Below are 17,974 nucleotides of genomic sequence, written 5' to 3' on the forward strand. Positions count from 1 at the left end.
GTTCACGAGGGCATTACAGGCGCCACGGTTCGCGTAGAGCCTCCGAACGCATTCGATTGGCTTGTTCGTCGTTGATGAATTCGTGCGTCGCGTTGTCGTAATTGACTTGGCGATCCAAATACAACGCAATGTTTGCCGCGTGGCAGGCGATGTGTGCATTGCAGGCCGCGTCGGCATTCCCCTTGGGTTGCCGCCGCGTCTTGACACAGTCCAGGAAATCGCGGACGTGGAAGGTCGCCGGATAACCGCCGATTTCCGCGACCTCTCTGCCGGCGAGCAACTCCGGAGAACTCAACACCATCTTTCCACTGTCACCGGCTTCGACCCAGCCGGTTTCGCCTTCGAAGCGTACCGGGCACGACCCCAGCGGGATCCATCCTTTTTCGCGAAAGATCAACTCGGTGCCATTTTCGTAACGCGCCACCATCTCGCCATCTTTCGGCGGGTCATATTGCACAGGCGGTGGGCAATCATCGACGGCCCACTGACAGAGGTCGACACAGTGTGACCCCCATTCCAACACGCCGCCGCCGGAGAAGGCACCGACGAAGCCGCCGCCCTTTTCAAAATTAAAACCGTCCAACAACTTCTTGTTAAACGGGCGCCAAGCGGCCGGCCCCAGGTACATGTCCCAGTCGACGACTTCCGGATCGGGTTCCGGTTCGGGCCCCAGCCAGCCACTCATCAACGCGTTCATGCCCATCGGGTGGGCGTAGACTTTGGTCAGCTTGCCGAGCTTGCCGGTGCGTGCCAGTTCACAGGCGAACGCGAAGTGCGGCAGATTGCGACGTTGCGTTCCGGCTTGGAATACGCGTCCGGTGCGACGCATCGTTTCGGTCAGGATCAGACTTTGTGCGATGTTCTTGGTCACCGGCTTTTCGCAATACATGTCCTTGCCCGCCTTGGCAGCCGTCATCGCCGCGGTCGAATGCCAGTTCGGTCCGGTGGCGATCAACACGGCATCGATGTCGCTGCGGTCGAGCAGATCACGAAAGTCGCGATAGGTCTCGCACTTTTGATTCCCGTAATGGTCGTCGACGATCTTTTTGACTTCGCCACGACGTTTCTGCTTGACGTCGCAGACCGCGACGAATTGCACATCTTTCTGCGGCAAGAAACAACTTAGGTCATAGCCTCCGCGTCGGCCGATACCGATTCCGCCCACGACGACTCGTTCGCTGGGAGCGACCGCACCATCCAATCCCAGCGCTGAACTGGGGATGATCGTCGGCGCCGTGATCGCCGCACCGGCCGTCGCGGCAGCGGTCTTCAAGAAACCTCGGCGAGGTGTTTGGGTGGGAGACTTCACTTGCTTGTTCGACATGACCTACCTACCTGATCGTGTGGATCGTTTGACCGTCGGGACCGCTAATCGCTGGGAGCGTGCATTCCCCATGCCGCCAGCATAGCTTTGTCGCGAGAGCCGTTCCACAGACGGACCAGAATTGCGGTGGCAAACCGATCGCTTTTCCAAACCGCTTCATCAGCTGTGCGAAAGTCGCACCCACGGCGCGCCCTATCGCGCAGTGCTTACTTGCTATCACGCAGAGCATCAAGGTTGTTGCATCAAATTCGGATCAGTCGTTGGGGTCGACCAGATTTTTCCAATCCGGATAGATCGGCCGTGATTCGGTCTCTCGACTGCCCCGGCCGACCGGCGCAGGTGGGCATTGTTCGATCACGCCAACTAACTGCTGCCGCACTTGATCGACGCGTGGGACCAAGTTGCTTTGACCAAGGTCATTCGTTTCTTTCAAATCGACCGGGACGTTGTAAAACCGCCCGTCACGGTACAGTTTGAAATCTTGAGTGCGAACGAATTGCCCCGGTGTCTTATTCCAATAGGGTTGATAGTGACACAGCACCCACTGTCGCGGATTGCCCCGCTCGCCCCGAAGCTGCGGTAAAAAGCTGCGTCCATCGATCGGATCCTCGGGGCCGAGCGTGATTCCGGCTGCGGCGGCCAGCGTCGGATACAAGTCGGTGAACTCGATCAAATCATCCAGCACCAATCCCGGCGGCGTCGCTCCCTTCCACGAGGCGACCATCGGAACATGGGTCCCCATGTCGGTCATCCCGCCTTTGCCCCCCTTGATGATCTGGCCGTTCCACCGAGAACTGATCGACGTGTTGGTTCCGTTGTCCGCGGTGAAAATGATGATCGTGTTTTCAAGCTGGTTGAGTTCACGCACCTGATCGACGATTCGGCCGACGATTTTGTCCATGTACTGAACCATGGCGACAAAATTCTCTTTCCGCTCCGCTTTGTTTTTGGGCGCTTTGTTGGCGGCTTGGGTTCGCGGGGCATCGCCGATCGTGTCCGGCGTTTTGACGAACGGATCATGCACCAGCATCATCGGGTAGTAAACGAAGAAGGGATCCCGCTGGTTTTTCAGCATGAAGTCGCAGATGAAATCGCACAGCAGGTCCGGTCCGTACTGTTCCAGATTCTCGTCGACAGACTGCATCTGCCCGTTACGCTCCAGCGGAGGGCTCCAAAAGCGTTCGCCTCCGCCCTCTTTGATTTGCTTGCCCGTCGTGACCTGCCACAGATACGACTCGTCAAAACCCGCTTGTTGGGGCCGGGTCGGTTCATCAAAGCCGGGAAGTTTGTTGTACAACCCGTTGAGTTGCCATTTGCCGGCGATCGCAGTCTTGTAGCCAGCGGACTTCATCAGATGCCCCAACGTCTTTTCCTTGGGGTTCAGATAGCCGAAGTGCGTGTAGTTGCGAAAGTTGTACTTGCCCGTCATTAGCTTGACGCGACTGGGCGTGCAAATCGGCGTCGAGTAACAATGATTAAAACGAACGCCATCGGCGGCCAGGGCATCGATGTGCGGTGTAGAATAGTCTTCGGCCCCATAGCAACTAAACGCTTCCCAGCTGACGTCGTCGGCCATGATCACGATCACGTTCGGCTTTTCACCGATTTGCCGCGTCGACACGTTGTCAGCCGCAACAGCGTTGAAAAACCCAACCAAGCAGAGAGCGCCGAAAGCGTTGAGGATGTGTTTCATGACAGGTCTTCAAATCAAATCAAGCGTGGGTTGTAACAGCGTGCAAGACACACCAACTTAGCCTGCACCCGCTGCTGCGTCACGCCAGCGGACTCCGAAAAGTCTTCCTCGTCCATGAAAACTCCCCGATCGGTTCACGACCGCGCCCCGCAAGGCCACGACACGATCAGCTTCCTGATCGAAGTGGTCTGGCGATCTGGGCGAGCGCTGCTGGAGACGTCGATGTGGTGCATTCTGGGCGTGATCGTGTTTTCACAACTCGGCACGCTCGCATGGCTGGTCGGAGCGTTCACGTCGTTGCCGACGAAGCAAATCCCGCAATTCATGCCCGCGGTGGGATGGACCGTCGGCTTGCTGGTCGGATTGTTTCGAATGGTCACCACGCTTCGAAAGCCGTTCGGCGTTCCAATCGAAGATGCCGACGACGCGCCAAATCCGCCGGACTCGCCTGAGCAACCTGGTACTCCATCACGTCACCGCGAAGTCGACTTGAAAGCAAAGTCGACCCGGGCGCTGCGCGCCGGCGGCATCGGCGGGTTGTTGGGGCTGATCGCCGGATTCTTTCTGTCGTTGATGCTGATCGTTGTCTGTACCGCCGGCATCTTGTCCCCGTTGGCCCCTCGTCGCTGGCGTGACGGTTTTCGTATGGAAACGATCGCCAAGGAACGCCACGGCATACCGTCCAACTCGTTCGAACGCGACGATGGAACCGGCGCAAGCTTCTGGCATCCGGTCTACGGATCGATTCTCAAATGGACGCTCCCCAAGACCGCGATGGTCGGATGCGTGTTTTGCATCCTTGCGAAGGATGAAGAGACGAAGTCCTAGATGACGACCTTTTGTCCCGGTTAGAGAACTCAAGATATACTGACACCAATGAAACAACTCATCTCGTCCATCGTCTTGTTGTTGGGGATGTCCGCGACCGTCGCCGCGGTCGACCGTCCACCCAACATCATCGTCGTTTATACCGATGACCATGGGTATTCCGACCTCAGTTGTCAGGGCGTGTACGACGATGTCAGGACACCCCACATCGACGCGTTGGCCGACGCCGGTGTCCGAATGACCGATGGTTACACCACGGCGCCGCAATGCGTGCCTTCACGCGGTGGGTTGATCAGCGGACGGTACCAGAATCGATTCGGGCTGGAATCCAATCCCCAGGCCAAAGACGCTTCCGTGATGGCGAAATTTGACCAGGTGACGACGATCGGTGAACGCTTGAAGAGGGCAGGCTACGCCACCGGCATGGCGGGAAAATGGCACCTCGGCGCCGGGGATCGAATCACCGAGCACGGCTTCGATCATGCCTTTTTCAAGAACAGCAACGGCCCCGGGACGTGGAACATGGATCTGGACGGCAAGGACTTTACCACCGCCCGACAAACCGGCGGCGGCTACCACCTGGACCTGGTCTCGGACTTTGCCTGCACGTTCATCCAGCGTTACCGTGAGCAACCCTTTTTCTTCTACGCCGCGTATCGGGCGCCGCATGTCCCGTTGGACGCCCCCAAGAAGTACTTGGATCGTTTCCCGGGCGCGATGCCCGAGCGGAGGCGGCAGGCGTTGGCCATGATCTCAGCCGTTGACGACGGCGTCGGGCGGATCGTCGCAACGCTTCGTGAACTGGGAATCGAAGAGAACACGTTGGTCTTCGTCATCAGCGACAACGGTGCGCCGCTGAAGATTCACAAACTGGATGCACCCGGCGGCGGCCCCGGTTGGGACGGATCACTCAACGATCCGATGAATGGCGAAAAAGGCATGCTGACCGAAGGCGGCATCCGAGTCCCGTTTGTCGTCAGCTGGAAAGGAAACATTCCCGCCGGACAAATCTATTCTCAACCCGTCATCACCTTGGACGTCGCCGCAACCGCCAACGCGCTGGCCGGTTTACCGGACGATCCGACGCTCGATGGTGTCAATCTTGTTCCTTATTTGACAGGTGAAAAACCCGGCGCACCGCATCAGACGTTGTACTGGAGGTGGCTGGGGCAATCCGCGATTCGCACCGGAGCGTGGAAGTATTTGCGCAGTGATGATCGCGAGTATCTGTTTGACCTGGACAAAGATGCGGAGGAGAAACACAACCTGCTGTCACAGCACCCAGAAATCGCCAAACAACTGCATGACCAGTTACTGCAGTGGACCGACGAACTCTCTCCACCGGGAATTTGGGCGTTGAAATCGGAAGGAATGAGTCGAGCAGCCGAGAACTATTTTGATTGGTATCTGGATGGAAGACGCGACAGCGCGCCCGAGCCAAAGGACGTGGAACCAAAACGTCAACGTCCCGGTCCGGAGAACGCGCGACTCAAAACGCTGTTCGAAAAACGCGACATCGATCACGACGGTCATGTGACGTTGCAGGAGTATCTGGCCGGCCGCTCGGGCCCTACCAAAGCGGTCCTGACCAAGCGATTCAGAGCACTCGATCGAAACGATGACGGCCGTTGGTCGAGGCCCGAACTGCCACAGTAAGGATTTTGGTCATCGCGGAAGTCGCCATCAACCTCATTCAGAAGGCGGGGTTGTGACGTCGAATGCCGTTGGTGGCGAGCAGTGCTTCCGCTCGATCCATCAACTCTGACCCCTGTTCGCTGCTCCCCGTGGTGTCGGTGGCGCGAAAATCCCCGTGGCAATGTCCGCAGGTGACTTTTTTGCCGAGGCAGTAAACGGGGATCAAACTCTTGCGTCCACAGATCGGACAGGTCTTACTGAATTTCAGTTGGGGCATGCTATCACTCCGTTGGTTGAAACGTTCGCCACACGACACGCCGCGGAGACTTCCGAAGCGTATGACACCGCAGACATTTGACACCGCAGACAGGGGACAAAAGACGAAACGCGTCCGATGACGGACGTTGAGGGGGCGATCATTTGGGGACGACCACTCGCAAGCGGTTTTCGACCGCCGCCGTCGCCTCGACCTTTCGCACAATTTCCTGTGCCAGTTGTTTCAGGTAATACGATGTCACCCGTCCTGAAAGCACGATCCGCCCGTCGCTGTAATCGCAGACGACGTTGGCGAGTTGGGTATGGCCGCTGTCGCCGAGCGCTCGCAACAGAATCTGCTCAACGTCTTCCTGTTGCGTTTGTTTGAACTCACTGTCTAGCACCAATGGTTTCTGCTCCTTCATGGGTGGCGCGCATATCATCATCGTCTCCTTGCGTGAATGAGTCGTTACCGCAGCGACGCCAAACCGACAGCAAAGTCAGATCGGCGACAAAGACGGTAAGCTTGTTGATCGAAACGGCTGCCCGTTCCGCGACGGCCGGTTGATGAACTCTCCAGGGACTACGATGTCCCACGGTGCCCGGATCATCAGGCGCAAGAATCTTTCTTTGATGAGAGAACCACGGTTGGTCGCCAACCGCGATCGGACCGATTCTAGGGGATGCCCCGTCGGCGTCAACTGAAGAGGCATTCACTACCGGCGGATTTCATTGACAAGCGAGAGTGATGGTAGCGGAACGGCGCAAGCGGGCCGTCGATTTTGTGAGCCGCGACGCGTAAGCGGCCGGGCACTGCGCCGCTGCCCGAGGCCTTACGGCCAGCGGCTCACCATTGACTCAGCAGATCCCGACTAATACGACAGCCCGCAAGCAGTCCGGTGACGCGGCTGAAGGCCGGCAATCGTATTACAGAGCGTTTGCGTTTCTAGCTAAACGCCACACCGCAGAGCGGTGCCACAACACAGCCCGGGGTCGCGGAGCGCACCCCGGGTTTTGTCGAAATGGGAACTGGAACCCCAGCGGGGTTCAACAAACGACGCGATGTGGTCCGGGGGCCGAACTGCGCGAATCCGGCAAAACGCCTTGTTCAACCCCGCTGGGGTTGGCAGCCTAATGGTGGCCGAAACTTGGGGTGCGCTAGCGCGACCCCAAGCTTTGATGTGGCACGCCGCTGGCGTGAAACCGCTGCCGCGGTGAAACGAGAAATGCGTCAGTAAGATAACTGACGCGGCCGAAGGCCGGTGCGGGAGACCGGAGGACTGTGACAACTGAAAAACAACAGGTCCCTATGGTCCTGGTGGTTTGTCGCAACTCGATGGTCGGGTTCGGGCCGCGGCGGCGGGGTTTTGCGAGACTTGCCGACTAGCGCGGCTGCTGCGAACGCGAAACCGCGGTTTCCGGCGGGATGTTGACCGGTGATTGAGCACGTCTGATAGACTATTCTGTTCTAAGGACGTGTCGTGGCGCCGTCGAGCCTTTTCTGTGTGTGCCCCGATGCCTCGTTTGCCCACCACTATCCCATCAAGAATCCAGCTTTTCTTTCGGAGAATGTCGTTGATGACCAACGTGTATGGCCCGCTCCAGGTATTTGGGCTCCCCAGTCGATCCGGTGTTGTTGTCAAAGCCGCGATGTTGATCGTCGCGGTGCTGTTTTGCGTGTCGGGGCCGGTTGGAATGGCGGTGGCTCAAGACGAAGCGATGGATGAATTCGCCGACATCGCGGGCCCCGGCGAAGAGGCCGCACCGCCGGTCGATAACGCCGCGGCCGGTCCGGCGGATGGCGGCGGAGGCGCCCCTGCCGGGGGTGGAGCCGCGGCCGGAGGCGGGGACGCATCGCCGCCCCCATCGGATTCGCTGTTGAGCTGGGTGCTCGATTCGCTCGGCTACACGTATCTGATCATCTTCCTGCTGCTGTCGGTCACGCTGGTTTCGCTGTTTGTGATGAACATGCTGGCCGCGCGCCGTGAGACGTTGTGCCCGAACGAGCTGATCGAAAGCTTTGAAGAGAAACTCAACGCCAAGCAGTTCCAGGAAGCCTACGACATGGCCCGCACCGACGAATCGGTGCTTGGCCAAGTCCTCTCTGCCGGACTGGCCAAAATCTCGCGCGGCTACAACAAAGCGATCGAAGGGATGCAGGAAGTCGGCGAGGAAGAGAGCATGAAGCTCGAGCACCGCTTGAGCTACATGGCACTGATCGGAAACCTGAGCCCGATGATCGGTTTGTTCGGCACGGTTCAAGGGATGATCGCATCGTTCCGCGTGATCGCCACCAGCCCACAAACCCCCAAACCGGCCCAGCTGGCCGAAGGGATCTCGACCGCGTTGTTCACCACGCTGGTCGGACTGGCCGTCGCGATCCCCGCGATCGCCGCCTACAACATCTTGCGGAACCGAGTCTCGCGATTGCTGTTGGAAGTCGGGGTGCAGAGCGAAAACTTGATGAGCCGTTTTGAAGACATTCAACCGGGAGGCGGCGCCCAGTGAAGGTCAAGTCAAAGAAGCCGAACTTGGCCGAAGGCGATTTGACTCCGATGATTGACATGACGTTTCAGTTGATCGCGTTCTTCATGGTGCTGATCAACTTTTCGCAAACCGAGTCAAACGAACGGGTCGTGTTGCCGAGCAGCCAATTGGTCAAGCCGCCGGAAAAGCCGCTGGAGTTTCCGATCATCTTGCACGTCGCGAAGGACGGCGAGATCATTCTCGGCGGTGACAGCTACACCACCGAAACGCTCAGCACCGGACTCCGCCGCGAACTGGCGGTGTTGAAAGCCGAAAAGAAGTCGCCCAAGGACGCCAACGTGATCATTCGAGGTCACCAAGACGTCGCGGCCGGCCAGGTTCAAGAGATCATCCGCGTCGCTCAAGATCAACAGCTTGAGCAATTCGCGCTGCGTGCCAAGGAGGATCGATCATGAGAATGCGGCATGAGGTCGAGCACGAAAAGAACGAGTTGAACATGACCAGCATGATCGACATCGTTTTCCTGCTGCTCGTGTTTTTTGTGATGACGTTCAAAATCGTCGAAATGGAAGGCGACTTCACCGTCCGGATGCCGTTGGCCGGCGACGGCAACCCCACCACCGACGTCACCGATCTGCCACTGAAACTGCGTCTGCGGGCCGACAACGACGGGAAATTGACGTCGATGTCGCTCAACGAAATCAACCTCGGCACCGACTTCACCAAGCTGCGCGCCAACGTGATCGGCTTGGTCGGGACCGACGAACCGGCCGAAGACGACGACGGTCCCGAGATCGAAATCGATACCGATTACAACCTCCGCTACGCCTACGTGATCCAGGCCATCACGTCCGTCAGTGGCTATCGAGACGACACCGATCAAGTCGTCAAGTTGATCGAAAAAATCAAGTTCGCCAAACCGCGACGCTGAGTGCGAGCCATGATCCGTCACGCCGGGCGAGCGGCAATTGGCGGCTCTTGGTAGGTCACGCTGTGCGTGACCTACCGGCATGCACAGCATGCCCTACGCGCCCTTGCTGCGATCCCGTTCGGGATGCGAAAGCGACATCCCGGCATGCACAGCATGCCCTACGAGCCCCGGCATGCCCTACGACGACGGGCTGGCGATCACGTGGGATTCAACGACGGATCCTTGGCCGAGGTGTTCGTCAAAGATTCGGTCGATGACCTGCGGCGTGCAGTCTCCGTACCAGATTCCATCGGGCAACACGCCGACAATCGGACCTCCCTTGCAGACACCGATACAGCCCGCCTTGATCCGCAACACGACCGATCGCCCGGCTTTGCGATGTTGTTTGCAGCAGTGCTTGATGTGCCGCCACGTTTCTTCCATCGCTTTGCCACTACAGCACTTGGCGGTCTTGCGGTCCATGCAAACCACCAGCGTGTACTCGACCTGATGCAGTCGAAGCTTGGTTGCTTTCTTACGGGCTGAGTTCAGATTCATTCGTCACGGTTGACCACGGGATTCGAAACGCCCGGATCGTTGACTTCCGGTGAGGACACGGTCCCGGGGATCGTTTCTTCTTCGGATTTCATCTTCTGTTGAATCGATTCGCCGATCAGGTCCGTGATCTGTTGCTCGTCGAGTTCCTCTTCTTCCATCAAAGCGCGGGTGATCTTTTCCAGATCTTCGCGGTGCTCACGCAGCAACTGCTCGGCGCGTTGGTCGGCTTCCATCAAGATTCGGGAAACTTCTTCGTCGATCAACTCTTGCGTGTGTTCGCTGAATTGTCGCGACTGATGCATCTCGCGTCCCAAGAACGGATCTTCGTCGCTGGTCTTGTAGCAAACCGGTCCAAGCTTTGGGCTCATCCCCCAATGCGTGACCATTCGGCGTGCGAGGCTGGTGGCGCGTTCGAGATCGTTTTCCGCCCCGACGGTGGGTTCGTCATAGACGATCTTTTCTGCCGCACGCCCACCCAACAGCACAATCAGTTGGTGTTCCAACTCCTTCTTGCTGACGTTCAAACGATCTTCGTTGGGCACGTACTGCGTCACGCCCAAGGCGCGTCCGCGTGGAACGATGGTGACCTTGTGCACGGTGTGTGCACCGTCCAGATGCCAGGCGGTCAACGTGTGACCGGCTTCGTGATAGGCGGTTTTTTCTTTCTCGATCCCACGCAGCACTTCTTCGCGTTTGGCCCCCATCAGGATCTTGTCGCGGGCGTAATCGAAATCGTTCATGTCGACTTCTTTCTTGTCATGGCGGGCGGCCCACAACGCCGCTTCGTTGACCATGTTTTGGATGTCGGCTCCGGTTAATCCGATGGTTCCCGCGGCCAGTCGATCCAGTTTGACATCATCGGCCAACGGAACATCGCGGACGTGGACCTTGAAGATCTCTTCGCGGCCTTTCATCGTCGGGCGATTAACCGCGACGTGCCGGTCGAAGCGACCGGGACGCAACAGGGCGGGGTCCAACACATCGGGGCGGTTGGTGGCCGCGACGACGATGACGGCTTGGCTGGGCGTGAACCCGTCCATCTCACCGAGAATCTGGTTCAGCGTTTGTTCCCGTTCATCGTGTCCCCCGCCCAGTCCCGCACCACGCTGGCGTCCGACGGCATCGATTTCGTCGATGAAGATGATCGCGGGGCTGTTTTGTTTGGCGGTTTGGAACAAGTCGCGGACGCGACTGGCCCCGACGCCGACGAACATTTGGATGAATTCGCTACCGTTGACCGAGTAAAACGGCACCTCCGCTTCTCCGGCCACCGCGCGAGCCAGCAGGGTCTTTCCGGTTCCCGGCGGTCCGTTCAGCAACACGCCCTTGGGAACCCGTCCGCCGAGCTTTTGAAACTTGTCGGGCGTTTTCAGATAATCGACGATCTCTTGCAGGTCCGCCTTGACGCCTTGCAAGCCGGCGACGTCGTCAAACGTCACGGTTTTCTCGTTGGCTTCGAATCGTTTCGCCGGGCTCTTTCCAAACCCGGACAAAAATCCGCCGCCCATGATGTCGTTGCGTGTGCGACGAATCATCATGAAAACGAACAGGAACACCGCCAGCGGCAGCCCGATGAAGATCAGCAGATTGACCAGTTCACGCGTGTTGTCCGGCGCCTGGAAATCGTACGGAATATCGGCCTCGATCAACGCGCTTTCGATTCGCGACGACGATTGCGGATCGAGCGAGATGTTGAAGTAGAACTTTTTCTTCAGCGTGACCGGCTTTCCATTGTCGTCCTTTTCAACCGTTTCGATGCCGTCCTTGATCACCGGAGGCGCTTGGGGTTCGTTCTTGAACGTCCCGACGACGGTTTGCTCGCCGATGCTGACCTTTTCAATGTTTTTCTTGGCCAACTGCTCATTGAAAAAGCTGGCGGTGATCTTGGATCCCGGGTCTTCCGTTCGCCAAAAAAGGATGGCGAATCCGATCGCCAGCACCACCGCGATCAGCAATCCGTTATTGCGACGCGGGGGAGGTGCGTTCACGTCTGTCTCTTCGCGACGATTTTCCATAGTGGTATTTCGATCGAAAGTTGCTCGCCTTGGCGAGGCGGTGATATTTGAGAGGAAGGGGCGAGGGTGATTGCCAAGTCCGATTGGCAAACGCCCCGTGACAGGTTGCCCGACTGCAGCAGTGGTGAGCAAAACCGATGCCACACGCCGAAACCAACACGAAAACTATGCGCTGGTATCATAAATCGGTGTCAAAGCATTCCCCAAAACTCGGCTCGGGGAGTCATCCCGGCGGGCTACAATCCGCAAGGGGCTAGCCGGATGGGGTTCGATTGTACCAATTTGCGCGAAAATGGAATGTGGGGGCTCAGGACTGCCAACTTGGCGACACGCTCCGACCCCGCGCCGCGGCAGCTTGGAGATGACAGGCAATCTGGCGACGATTCAGCTTGCGAATCTGGCAAACTTCCTCCATCGTGAATCCGTCGCTGAACAGCCGCCAGGTCCAGTACGCGTCGCGTTCACCGACCGACTCGTCCGTCCCGTCTGGCGGATCAGGGGCTGGCTGGGCGGGATGATTGTTATCGGAATCGGATTCCCGCAGCGCCGGCGACTCCTCCGCAGTCGGTTCGGCCGTCCCTAAGTCTAACGGCCCCCCCGGCGGTACCGCAACGTCACTCCCCGCGGTCGCGGTTCCCTGATCCTCTGTCTCGCTCAGGCAACCGCGGATGATCTCCAGAATGTCGTAGCCATGCTGCTCCATGGTGGCCGGCCCGATCCCCGAGACGACTTCCAGTTCGCTGCTGCTTTGCGGACGAATGTCCGCCAGCCGGTCGATCGTCGAATTGGTCAGGACTCGATAGGCGGGAATTCCCAGCGCCGCGGACGCTCGGCGCCGCCAACGTTTGAGCGCCTCGCCGATCTCATCGGCCAGCTTCTTTTCGGGGCTGGTCAAATCATCGAGGGTGATGGGGATGCCGGACTGCGGTTGCGGCTGGGTTTCGCTCAAGGCAACGTCGTCCTGCGCCGGCGACGATTGCGAATCCGGATCGGCTTTGGCCACGTCGGTCGATTCGATGTGCCGCGCCGCCGCGGCCAGCCCTCGGGCGAGCCCCTTGGACAACGTGAACGATGCCGGGAGCGGAGATTTCAGGTGCATCACCGACTTGCCGAAGTCGCTGATTTCGACCGTCGGGCGACGTTGATCGACTTCACGTTGCTCGATCATCCCATGCTCGATCATCGCATCGATGACCTTGCTCAATTGTGCCTGTTTCATCGAGGACAACATCCCGTAGGTGCTCAATCGTTGCAGCTTCCACTGGGTGATGCGTTTGTTCTGGGACCCGCACAACATCTGGGCGACCAGATTCTTGCCGAATCGACCGTGCATGCGGGTGACGCCGCTAAGGATGACGCGTAAACCACACAGCAACGCGTTGGCATCGGATTCGGTCAGGCCGTCCGTGACCGCGCTGCTCGCATTGCTTGCGTTGTCGATGTCACAGCGATCACACTTTCCACAATTCTTGCTTTCCGGGTCGCCGAAATAGTCCAGGATCACGCGTTGGCGGCATCCGCCGGTTCGGGCGAAACCGATGACGGCTTCTAATTTTTCGTATTCGTTCGCTTTTCGCCGCGCAAGTTCTTCGAAATCGATCTCCAGGTTCTCGAAGGGGACGTCGCGCTGGACAAAATGGACGGCGCGTCCGCGGAACGGGGGACAGTAGTCGAACGCGTTCAACCGACTCAGCTCACGCAAGGTCCGCATCAATTGCTCGCGATCGACATCGGCCAATTCCATCAAACGGTTGGGCCGCACGTAGACGTCATCATTCCGGCGTCGACCGACAACTTTCTCGATCGCGGTCATCACGCGGCGGCGGAGTTTCGCTTCTTTCGGCAAGAAATCCAGCAGGGTCGGGGCGTCGCTGTCGATCCGAACGAGCAACTGGTTTTGGCTGCTGTCGAGCCGCCGCAGCACGCCGGCTTTGGCGAGCAGCGTCTGGGCGGTCCCGATCGCTTCGGAACTGTCCGCATCGATCGCATCGCGGACTTGATCGAGCGTCAGCTCGATCGGGTCTTCCGGACGCGAGAGCAAATACTGATAGACCTTGTTGACGATCGCTTTGGAGGGGTAACGGTTCTCGATGAAGAACTCTTGGATGTAGCGATCATGGTACGAGAAAAACAGTCGGCAATCGCTCTCCAGTCCGTCGCGTCCTGCGCGGCCGGCTTCCTGATAATAGGCCTCCAACGTTCCCGGCATGTTGTAGTGGGCGACGAATCGGATGTCGGACTTGTCGATCCCCATGCCAAACGCGTTGGTGGCAACGATCCCCGCCAACTCGCCGGACATGAACTTTTCCTGCACGATGCGGCGTTTCTCTGACTCCATGCCACCGTGATAGACACCGATCGGGCGGCGTGTCTTTTCGGGCAACCATTCGCCGATCGCTTCGCACGACTTTCGTGTCGCGGCATAGATGATTCCCGCGCCGTCCTGACTCTTGACGAATTCGGTCAGCTGGTCTTCTTTTTCCAGATCCGTCTTGCTCTGAGAAACCCCGAAATGCAGATTCGTGCGGGCAAACCCCGTCACAAAAACTTTGGGGGATTGCAGATCCAACAGCGCACAAACGTCGTCACGCACCATCGGTGTCGCGGTAGCGGTCAGCGCGATCGTTTGTAGACCACCCAGGTACTGCGAGCGGACTTGGCCCAATCGCGAGTAATCGGGGCGAAAGTCGTGCCCCCATTCGCTGACGCAGTGGGCTTCGTCCACCGCAAGCAACGTGACTTGGCAGCGTTGCAAGGTTTCCAGAAATCGACCGTTGCGCAGCCGTTCCGGTGCGACATAGACCATTTCCAGTTCGCCCCGGGCCATCGATTCCATCACGTCTTCTTGTTCGCGGGCGCTGAGCGTGGAATTGATCAGTCGGGCGGCGATTCCCAATTGCCGCAGCGTGTCGACTTGGTCCTTCATCAACGCGATCAGGGGCGAAACGACAATCGTCGTGCCGGGACGGGCCAGGCTGGGCAGCTGGTAACAGAGGCTTTTCCCACCGCCGGTCGGCATCACGCACATGACGTCTTCACCGCTGGCGACGGCTTCGATCACGTCACGCTGGCCGGGGCGAAATTCGCTCAGGCCGAACCGCGAGAGCAACGAATCGTAGTCGGTGGCAGTGGCATTCATGAATCAGTCCGTTTGAGAAGGCGTGTGCGGTCAAAAGTATACGGATTTCCCATCCATTGGCGATCCGCGACCCGCCCGCCGCGACCCGCCCGCCGCGACCGGCCCGCGATGACAACAGCCGATGGCAGTCTGGGGCAACCTCGTCTATACTCGATCGTTTCTGCCGCCGTGACCTGATTCAACCGAGCCTGCACTTCGCCATGACGCATGCCATGCACTGTGCCCGACCGCTGTCTTTCCGCTTCTCAACGGTCACCCCCCTGCTTTTCCGGCTCGTCGTGCTGATCCTGGCCGGCACCGTCTGGGGCCAGGGACGCGGAATCGCCAACGAACCGGTTTTTACCGATGATTTCGAGTCTGGGACCAGCCGCTGGGAAATGCTCGACCCGAAGACCTGGAAACACAGCACCCGCGACGGCTCCAAAACGATCGAAATCACCGACCGCAGCAGCGAATACAAGCCGCCCGTGCGCAGCCCCCTGCATGTCGCACTGATCAAGGACCTGGAACTGGGCAGCTTCGAAATCCACTTTCGGGTCAAAAGCACCAAAGACACCGGAAATCATCGCGATTGCTGTGTGTTTTTCAATTATCGCGACGACCAGCACTTTTATTACGTGCACCTGGGGGCCCGGCCCGACCCGCACAGCGGTCAAATCATGATCGTCAACGAAGCCCCCCGTCGGGCACTGACCGACAACACCCGCGAAACGCCCTGGGACGACCAATGGCACCAGGTCAAACTGGTGCGAGACGTCGAATCGGGCAGAATCGCCATTTTTTTTGACGACATGACTCAACCGCAGATGGAGGTGTTTGACAAAACGTTCACCCACGGACGAATCGGCCTCGGGTCGTTTGACGACTTAAACGCCTTCGATGATGTTGTCGTCTTCGCAAACTAGCCACGGCAGACGCCGATTCAATCTCTTCTCTCCAACGGCTCAGTTGGACTTCACACCAAAACAAGGAATCTGCAGCGGATGAGCGATTACGGAATGTTCAGCGATGATTTTTATCTCAACATGAACTTGGCAACCGAAATGGATCTGCCGCAAAATCGCGAGTCCGTGCTACACTATTTCGAACAGGTCAGACGCCGTTACCCCCAGATGCTGAACTTCTATTCCCGCGAGAAGTCAGAATTTGTGCTCGAAGAAGAAAAGGAAAAGGGTTCCTACCGCTGGGTTTCGATCGAGCCCCGGCGGCTCAACAGCGGTTCGGTCAACCCCGAATCGTTGGAGGCCGCGATCGACCAGCACCGCAGCGTTCTGGAACTGGTTCCCTATGAGCTTTCCATCACGCCGCTGGATTGCGAAGCGCTCAGCGTGATGTTGGGATTCGATTTCAACTATCGCGGGAACCACAACGAGATTTTGAACCAGGCGATCGGAATCGCGCCGGCTCTGGAACGGTTTACCACACTGCCCTACGGCAAAGTGCTCTCCAATGAGCCCTCGCTGCAATTCGCACTCGATGAAGAATGCCGGACCCAGTGCCGCATCAGCTTCGAATCCCGCACCACGGCCTATCAGGTGCGGACCGGGGAATACAGCGAAGATCAATTGAGCGTTTACCTGACGGTCCGCCGCTACGACAGCCTGGGCCCGGATGAATCGTTCGACAACGAATTCATGCGGCTGTCGTCGCTCTGTCGCGATCTGGTCGACGAGTATCTCGTTGCCGCCGTCTTACGACCGCTGCAAGAAGCGATCTCGCTGCACTGATGCCGTTCCGCGTTGTTCAAAATTGAAAGTACACGAACGGGGTAAAGCCCCGCGGCGCGTACAGGACCAAGCACCAGATCATCACGGTCGTCACGATCGGTGTGTACCAGCGTTCGGCCCGCAAACGCATCGCGATTCTCATTCGAGTGGTCCAGGCGGCGTGTTCGAGCACCATGATCCCGATCGCCGCGATCGCCAACGGCGGATACCAATCCATCCCCGGTGACTGAAATAGCATTTGCCGCGTGATGGACGCAAATTGGTCCAGCGAGGTGCTGCGAAACAGCACCCAGCCGAAAACGACGACCAAGAACGTCGACAGCCGTCCCAGCCACACGGCCTTGCGCAACTCATAACGCCGGCGCAGCTCGCGTTCGCAAACCAGCGCCGTGCCATGCCACAGCCCCCACAGCACAAACGTCCATGCCGCCCCGTGCCACAGCCCGCCCAGCACCATCGTGATGATCAAATTGACGTTCGTACGAAACCCGCCACAACGACTGCCTCCCAGCGGAATGTACAGGTAGTCACGCAGCCAACGTGAAAGCGTCATGTGCCAGCGGTGCCAAAAATCGGCGACGCTGGTCGCCAAGTAGGGGTGTCGAAAGTTCTTAGGAAATCGATAGCCCAGCATCTTCGCCACACCAATCGCGATATCGGTGTAGCCGGAAAAATCATAGTAGATCTGTCCCGCGTATCCGATCACCGCCAGCCAGACGGTCAGTCCGCCGTAGAGCTGCGGGGCCGCGAACACGACATCGACGACTTCGCCCAAGCGGTCCGCCAAAAGCACTTTCTTGACCAACCCACAAAGCGCCAATTGAAATCCGCCATAAAAACGCCGCGACGACCAGTTCGGACGCCGCGATAGCTGGGGCAACAATTCACTGGCGCGCACGATCGGTCCGGCGACCAACTGGGGAAAGAACGCGACATACAACGCAAAATCGAGCAGCGAATCGGTCGGGCGGATCTTTCCACGATAAACGTCGATCGTGTAGCTGAGCGTCTGGAAGGTGTAAAACGAAATGCCGACCGGCAAGATGATGTTCAACGTGCCCGCGTTCAGACCGGCCGATTCGATCAACGGTGTCGCGGATTCGATAAAGAAATTGAAGTACTTGAAGAAGCCCAGCACGCCCAGGTTGACGCCAAGACTGACGCACAACCACGCTCGCTTGCCCCGAGACGCGACCGCGTTGGAAATCCGCCGAGCCACAAAGAAGTCGACTGCCGTTGACAACAACAACAGCCCACAAAAACGGTAGTCCCAGTACGAATAAAAGTAGTAGCTTGCCGCAAGCAGAATCAGATTGCGCGGCACCCGCGTGCGACACCGCCACACGGCCAACAGGATCAATCCCAAAAAGATCAGAAACTCGATCTGCGTGAACTGCATCGTG

15 protein-coding genes are annotated in these 17,974 nt (G+C 58.4%); 7 read left to right on the forward strand and 8 right to left on the reverse strand.

Annotation, left to right across the window (positions count from 1 at the left end; all coding sequences use genetic code 11):
- Positions 1-13 precede the first annotated feature (13 nt).
- Together Enr13x_RS21255 and Enr13x_RS21260 are read right to left on the reverse strand one after the other, a co-directional pair.
- Positions 14-1,324 (reverse strand): Gfo/Idh/MocA family protein, encoded by a 1,311-nt coding sequence (locus tag Enr13x_RS21255; RefSeq protein ID WP_145388913.1) that lies wholly within the window; start codon positions 1,322-1,324, stop codon positions 14-16.
- Between the two features lie 253 nt (positions 1,325-1,577).
- Positions 1,578-3,017: a sulfatase-like hydrolase/transferase gene (locus Enr13x_RS21260; RefSeq protein ID WP_145388914.1), complete on the reverse strand. Its 1,440-nt coding sequence runs from the start codon at positions 3,015-3,017 to the stop codon at positions 1,578-1,580.
- Between the two features lie 114 nt (positions 3,018-3,131).
- On the opposite strand from Enr13x_RS21260, the gene Enr13x_RS21265 reads away from it, so the two are divergent.
- Both Enr13x_RS21265 and Enr13x_RS21270 read left to right on the forward strand, forming a co-directional pair.
- Positions 3,132-3,845: a hypothetical protein gene (locus tag Enr13x_RS21265; RefSeq protein ID WP_145388915.1), complete on the forward strand. Its 714-nt coding sequence runs from the start codon at positions 3,132-3,134 to the stop codon at positions 3,843-3,845.
- 48 nt (positions 3,846-3,893) lie between these two features.
- Positions 3,894-5,501, forward strand: coding sequence for a sulfatase-like hydrolase/transferase (locus Enr13x_RS21270; RefSeq protein ID WP_145388916.1), 1,608 nt, complete (start codon positions 3,894-3,896; stop codon positions 5,499-5,501).
- A 37-nt stretch (positions 5,502-5,538) separates the two neighbouring features.
- Here the strand turns inward: Enr13x_RS21270 and Enr13x_RS21275 are convergent, their stop codons facing one another.
- Positions 5,539-5,757, reverse strand: a complete 219-nt coding sequence (locus tag Enr13x_RS21275; protein WP_145388917.1) for a hypothetical protein — start codon at positions 5,755-5,757, stop codon at positions 5,539-5,541.
- A gap of 139 nt (positions 5,758-5,896) precedes the next feature.
- Positions 5,897-6,160 (reverse strand): BON domain-containing protein, encoded by a 264-nt coding sequence (locus Enr13x_RS21280; RefSeq protein WP_145388918.1) that lies wholly within the window; start codon positions 6,158-6,160, stop codon positions 5,897-5,899.
- Positions 6,161-7,385: 1,225 nt separating this feature from the next.
- Here Enr13x_RS21280 and Enr13x_RS21285 point away from each other — a divergent pair.
- From Enr13x_RS21285 to Enr13x_RS21295, 3 genes are read left to right on the forward strand one after another with little or no spacing between them, the layout of a single operon-like run.
- Positions 7,386-8,243 carry a MotA/TolQ/ExbB proton channel family protein gene (locus Enr13x_RS21285; RefSeq protein WP_390621111.1) on the forward strand — a complete coding sequence of 286 codons (858 nt, stop codon included), beginning with the start codon at positions 7,386-7,388 and terminating at the stop codon, positions 8,241-8,243.
- Positions 8,240-8,677: an ExbD/TolR family protein gene (locus tag Enr13x_RS21290; RefSeq protein ID WP_145388919.1), complete on the forward strand. Its 438-nt coding sequence runs from the start codon at positions 8,240-8,242 to the stop codon at positions 8,675-8,677. Before Enr13x_RS21285 ends, Enr13x_RS21290 begins: the two co-directional genes overlap by 4 nt.
- Positions 8,674-9,153, forward strand: a complete 480-nt coding sequence (locus tag Enr13x_RS21295) for an ExbD/TolR family protein (protein ID WP_145388920.1) — start codon at positions 8,674-8,676, stop codon at positions 9,151-9,153. Before Enr13x_RS21290 ends, Enr13x_RS21295 begins: the two co-directional genes overlap by 4 nt.
- A gap of 177 nt (positions 9,154-9,330) precedes the next feature.
- Here Enr13x_RS21295 and Enr13x_RS21300 read toward each other — a convergent pair whose 3' ends face one another.
- The 3 genes from Enr13x_RS21300 to Enr13x_RS21310 form a co-directional block, all read right to left on the reverse strand.
- A complete protein-coding gene (locus Enr13x_RS21300; RefSeq protein WP_145388921.1) occupies positions 9,331-9,690 on the reverse strand; it encodes a (2Fe-2S) ferredoxin domain-containing protein in 360 nt (119 codons plus the stop codon).
- On the reverse strand, positions 9,687-11,705 hold the full coding sequence (gene ftsH / locus Enr13x_RS21305; protein ID WP_145388922.1) for an ATP-dependent zinc metalloprotease FtsH: 2,019 nt from the start codon (positions 11,703-11,705) through the stop codon (positions 9,687-9,689). Before ftsH ends, Enr13x_RS21300 begins: the two co-directional genes overlap by 4 nt.
- 307 nt (positions 11,706-12,012) lie before the next feature.
- On the reverse strand, positions 12,013-14,844 hold the full coding sequence (locus Enr13x_RS21310; RefSeq protein WP_145388923.1) for a RecQ family ATP-dependent DNA helicase: 2,832 nt from the start codon (positions 14,842-14,844) through the stop codon (positions 12,013-12,015).
- Positions 14,845-15,044: 200 nt separating this feature from the next.
- On the opposite strand from Enr13x_RS21310, the gene Enr13x_RS21315 reads away from it, so the two are divergent.
- Both Enr13x_RS21315 and Enr13x_RS21320 read left to right on the forward strand, forming a co-directional pair.
- The gene (locus Enr13x_RS21315) at positions 15,045-15,749 is read left to right on the forward strand and encodes a hypothetical protein (protein WP_231743680.1); all 705 of its coding nucleotides are present in this window, start codon (positions 15,045-15,047) and stop codon (positions 15,747-15,749) included.
- A gap of 78 nt (positions 15,750-15,827) precedes the next feature.
- Positions 15,828-16,571, forward strand: coding sequence for a hypothetical protein (locus Enr13x_RS21320; RefSeq protein WP_145388924.1), 744 nt, complete (start codon positions 15,828-15,830; stop codon positions 16,569-16,571).
- 16 nt (positions 16,572-16,587) lie between these two features.
- Here the strand turns inward: Enr13x_RS21320 and Enr13x_RS21325 are convergent, their stop codons facing one another.
- Positions 16,588-17,970, reverse strand: a complete 1,383-nt coding sequence (locus Enr13x_RS21325; RefSeq protein ID WP_145388925.1) for an MBOAT family O-acyltransferase — start codon at positions 17,968-17,970, stop codon at positions 16,588-16,590.
- Between the last annotated feature and the right edge of the window lie 4 nt (positions 17,971-17,974).

This window comes from Stieleria neptunia (genome assembly GCF_007754155.1).
Taxonomy (GTDB): domain Bacteria; phylum Planctomycetota; class Planctomycetia; order Pirellulales; family Pirellulaceae; genus Stieleria; species Stieleria neptunia.

Bases quoted from the DNA above. Each gene is read 5' to 3' on its own strand.
- Enr13x_RS21255 (WP_145388913.1), bottom strand. From the start codon at position 1,324: ATGTCGAACAAGCAAGTGAAGTCTCCCACCCAAACACCTCGCCGAGGT.
- Enr13x_RS21260 (WP_145388914.1), bottom strand. From the start codon at position 3,017: ATGAAACACATCCTCAACGCTTTCGGCGCTCTCTGCTTGGTTGGGTTT.
- Enr13x_RS21265 (WP_145388915.1), top strand. From the start codon at position 3,132: ATGAAAACTCCCCGATCGGTTCACGACCGCGCCCCGCAAGGCCACGAC.
- Enr13x_RS21270 (WP_145388916.1), top strand. From the start codon at position 3,894: ATGAAACAACTCATCTCGTCCATCGTCTTGTTGTTGGGGATGTCCGCG.
- Enr13x_RS21275 (WP_145388917.1), bottom strand. From the start codon at position 5,757: ATGCCCCAACTGAAATTCAGTAAGACCTGTCCGATCTGTGGACGCAAG.
- Enr13x_RS21280 (WP_145388918.1), bottom strand. From the start codon at position 6,160: ATGAAGGAGCAGAAACCATTGGTGCTAGACAGTGAGTTCAAACAAACG.
- Enr13x_RS21285 (WP_390621111.1), top strand. From the start codon at position 7,386: ATGTTGATCGTCGCGGTGCTGTTTTGCGTGTCGGGGCCGGTTGGAATG.
- Enr13x_RS21295 (WP_145388920.1), top strand. From the start codon at position 8,674: ATGAGAATGCGGCATGAGGTCGAGCACGAAAAGAACGAGTTGAACATG.
- Enr13x_RS21300 (WP_145388921.1), bottom strand. From the start codon at position 9,690: ATGAATCTGAACTCAGCCCGTAAGAAAGCAACCAAGCTTCGACTGCAT.
- ftsH (WP_145388922.1), bottom strand. From the start codon at position 11,705: ATGGAAAATCGTCGCGAAGAGACAGACGTGAACGCACCTCCCCCGCGT.
- Enr13x_RS21310 (WP_145388923.1), bottom strand. From the start codon at position 14,844: ATGAATGCCACTGCCACCGACTACGATTCGTTGCTCTCGCGGTTCGGC.
- Enr13x_RS21315 (WP_231743680.1), top strand. From the start codon at position 15,045: ATGACGCATGCCATGCACTGTGCCCGACCGCTGTCTTTCCGCTTCTCA.
- Enr13x_RS21320 (WP_145388924.1), top strand. From the start codon at position 15,828: ATGAGCGATTACGGAATGTTCAGCGATGATTTTTATCTCAACATGAAC.
- Enr13x_RS21325 (WP_145388925.1), bottom strand. From the start codon at position 17,970: ATGCAGTTCACGCAGATCGAGTTTCTGATCTTTTTGGGATTGATCCTG.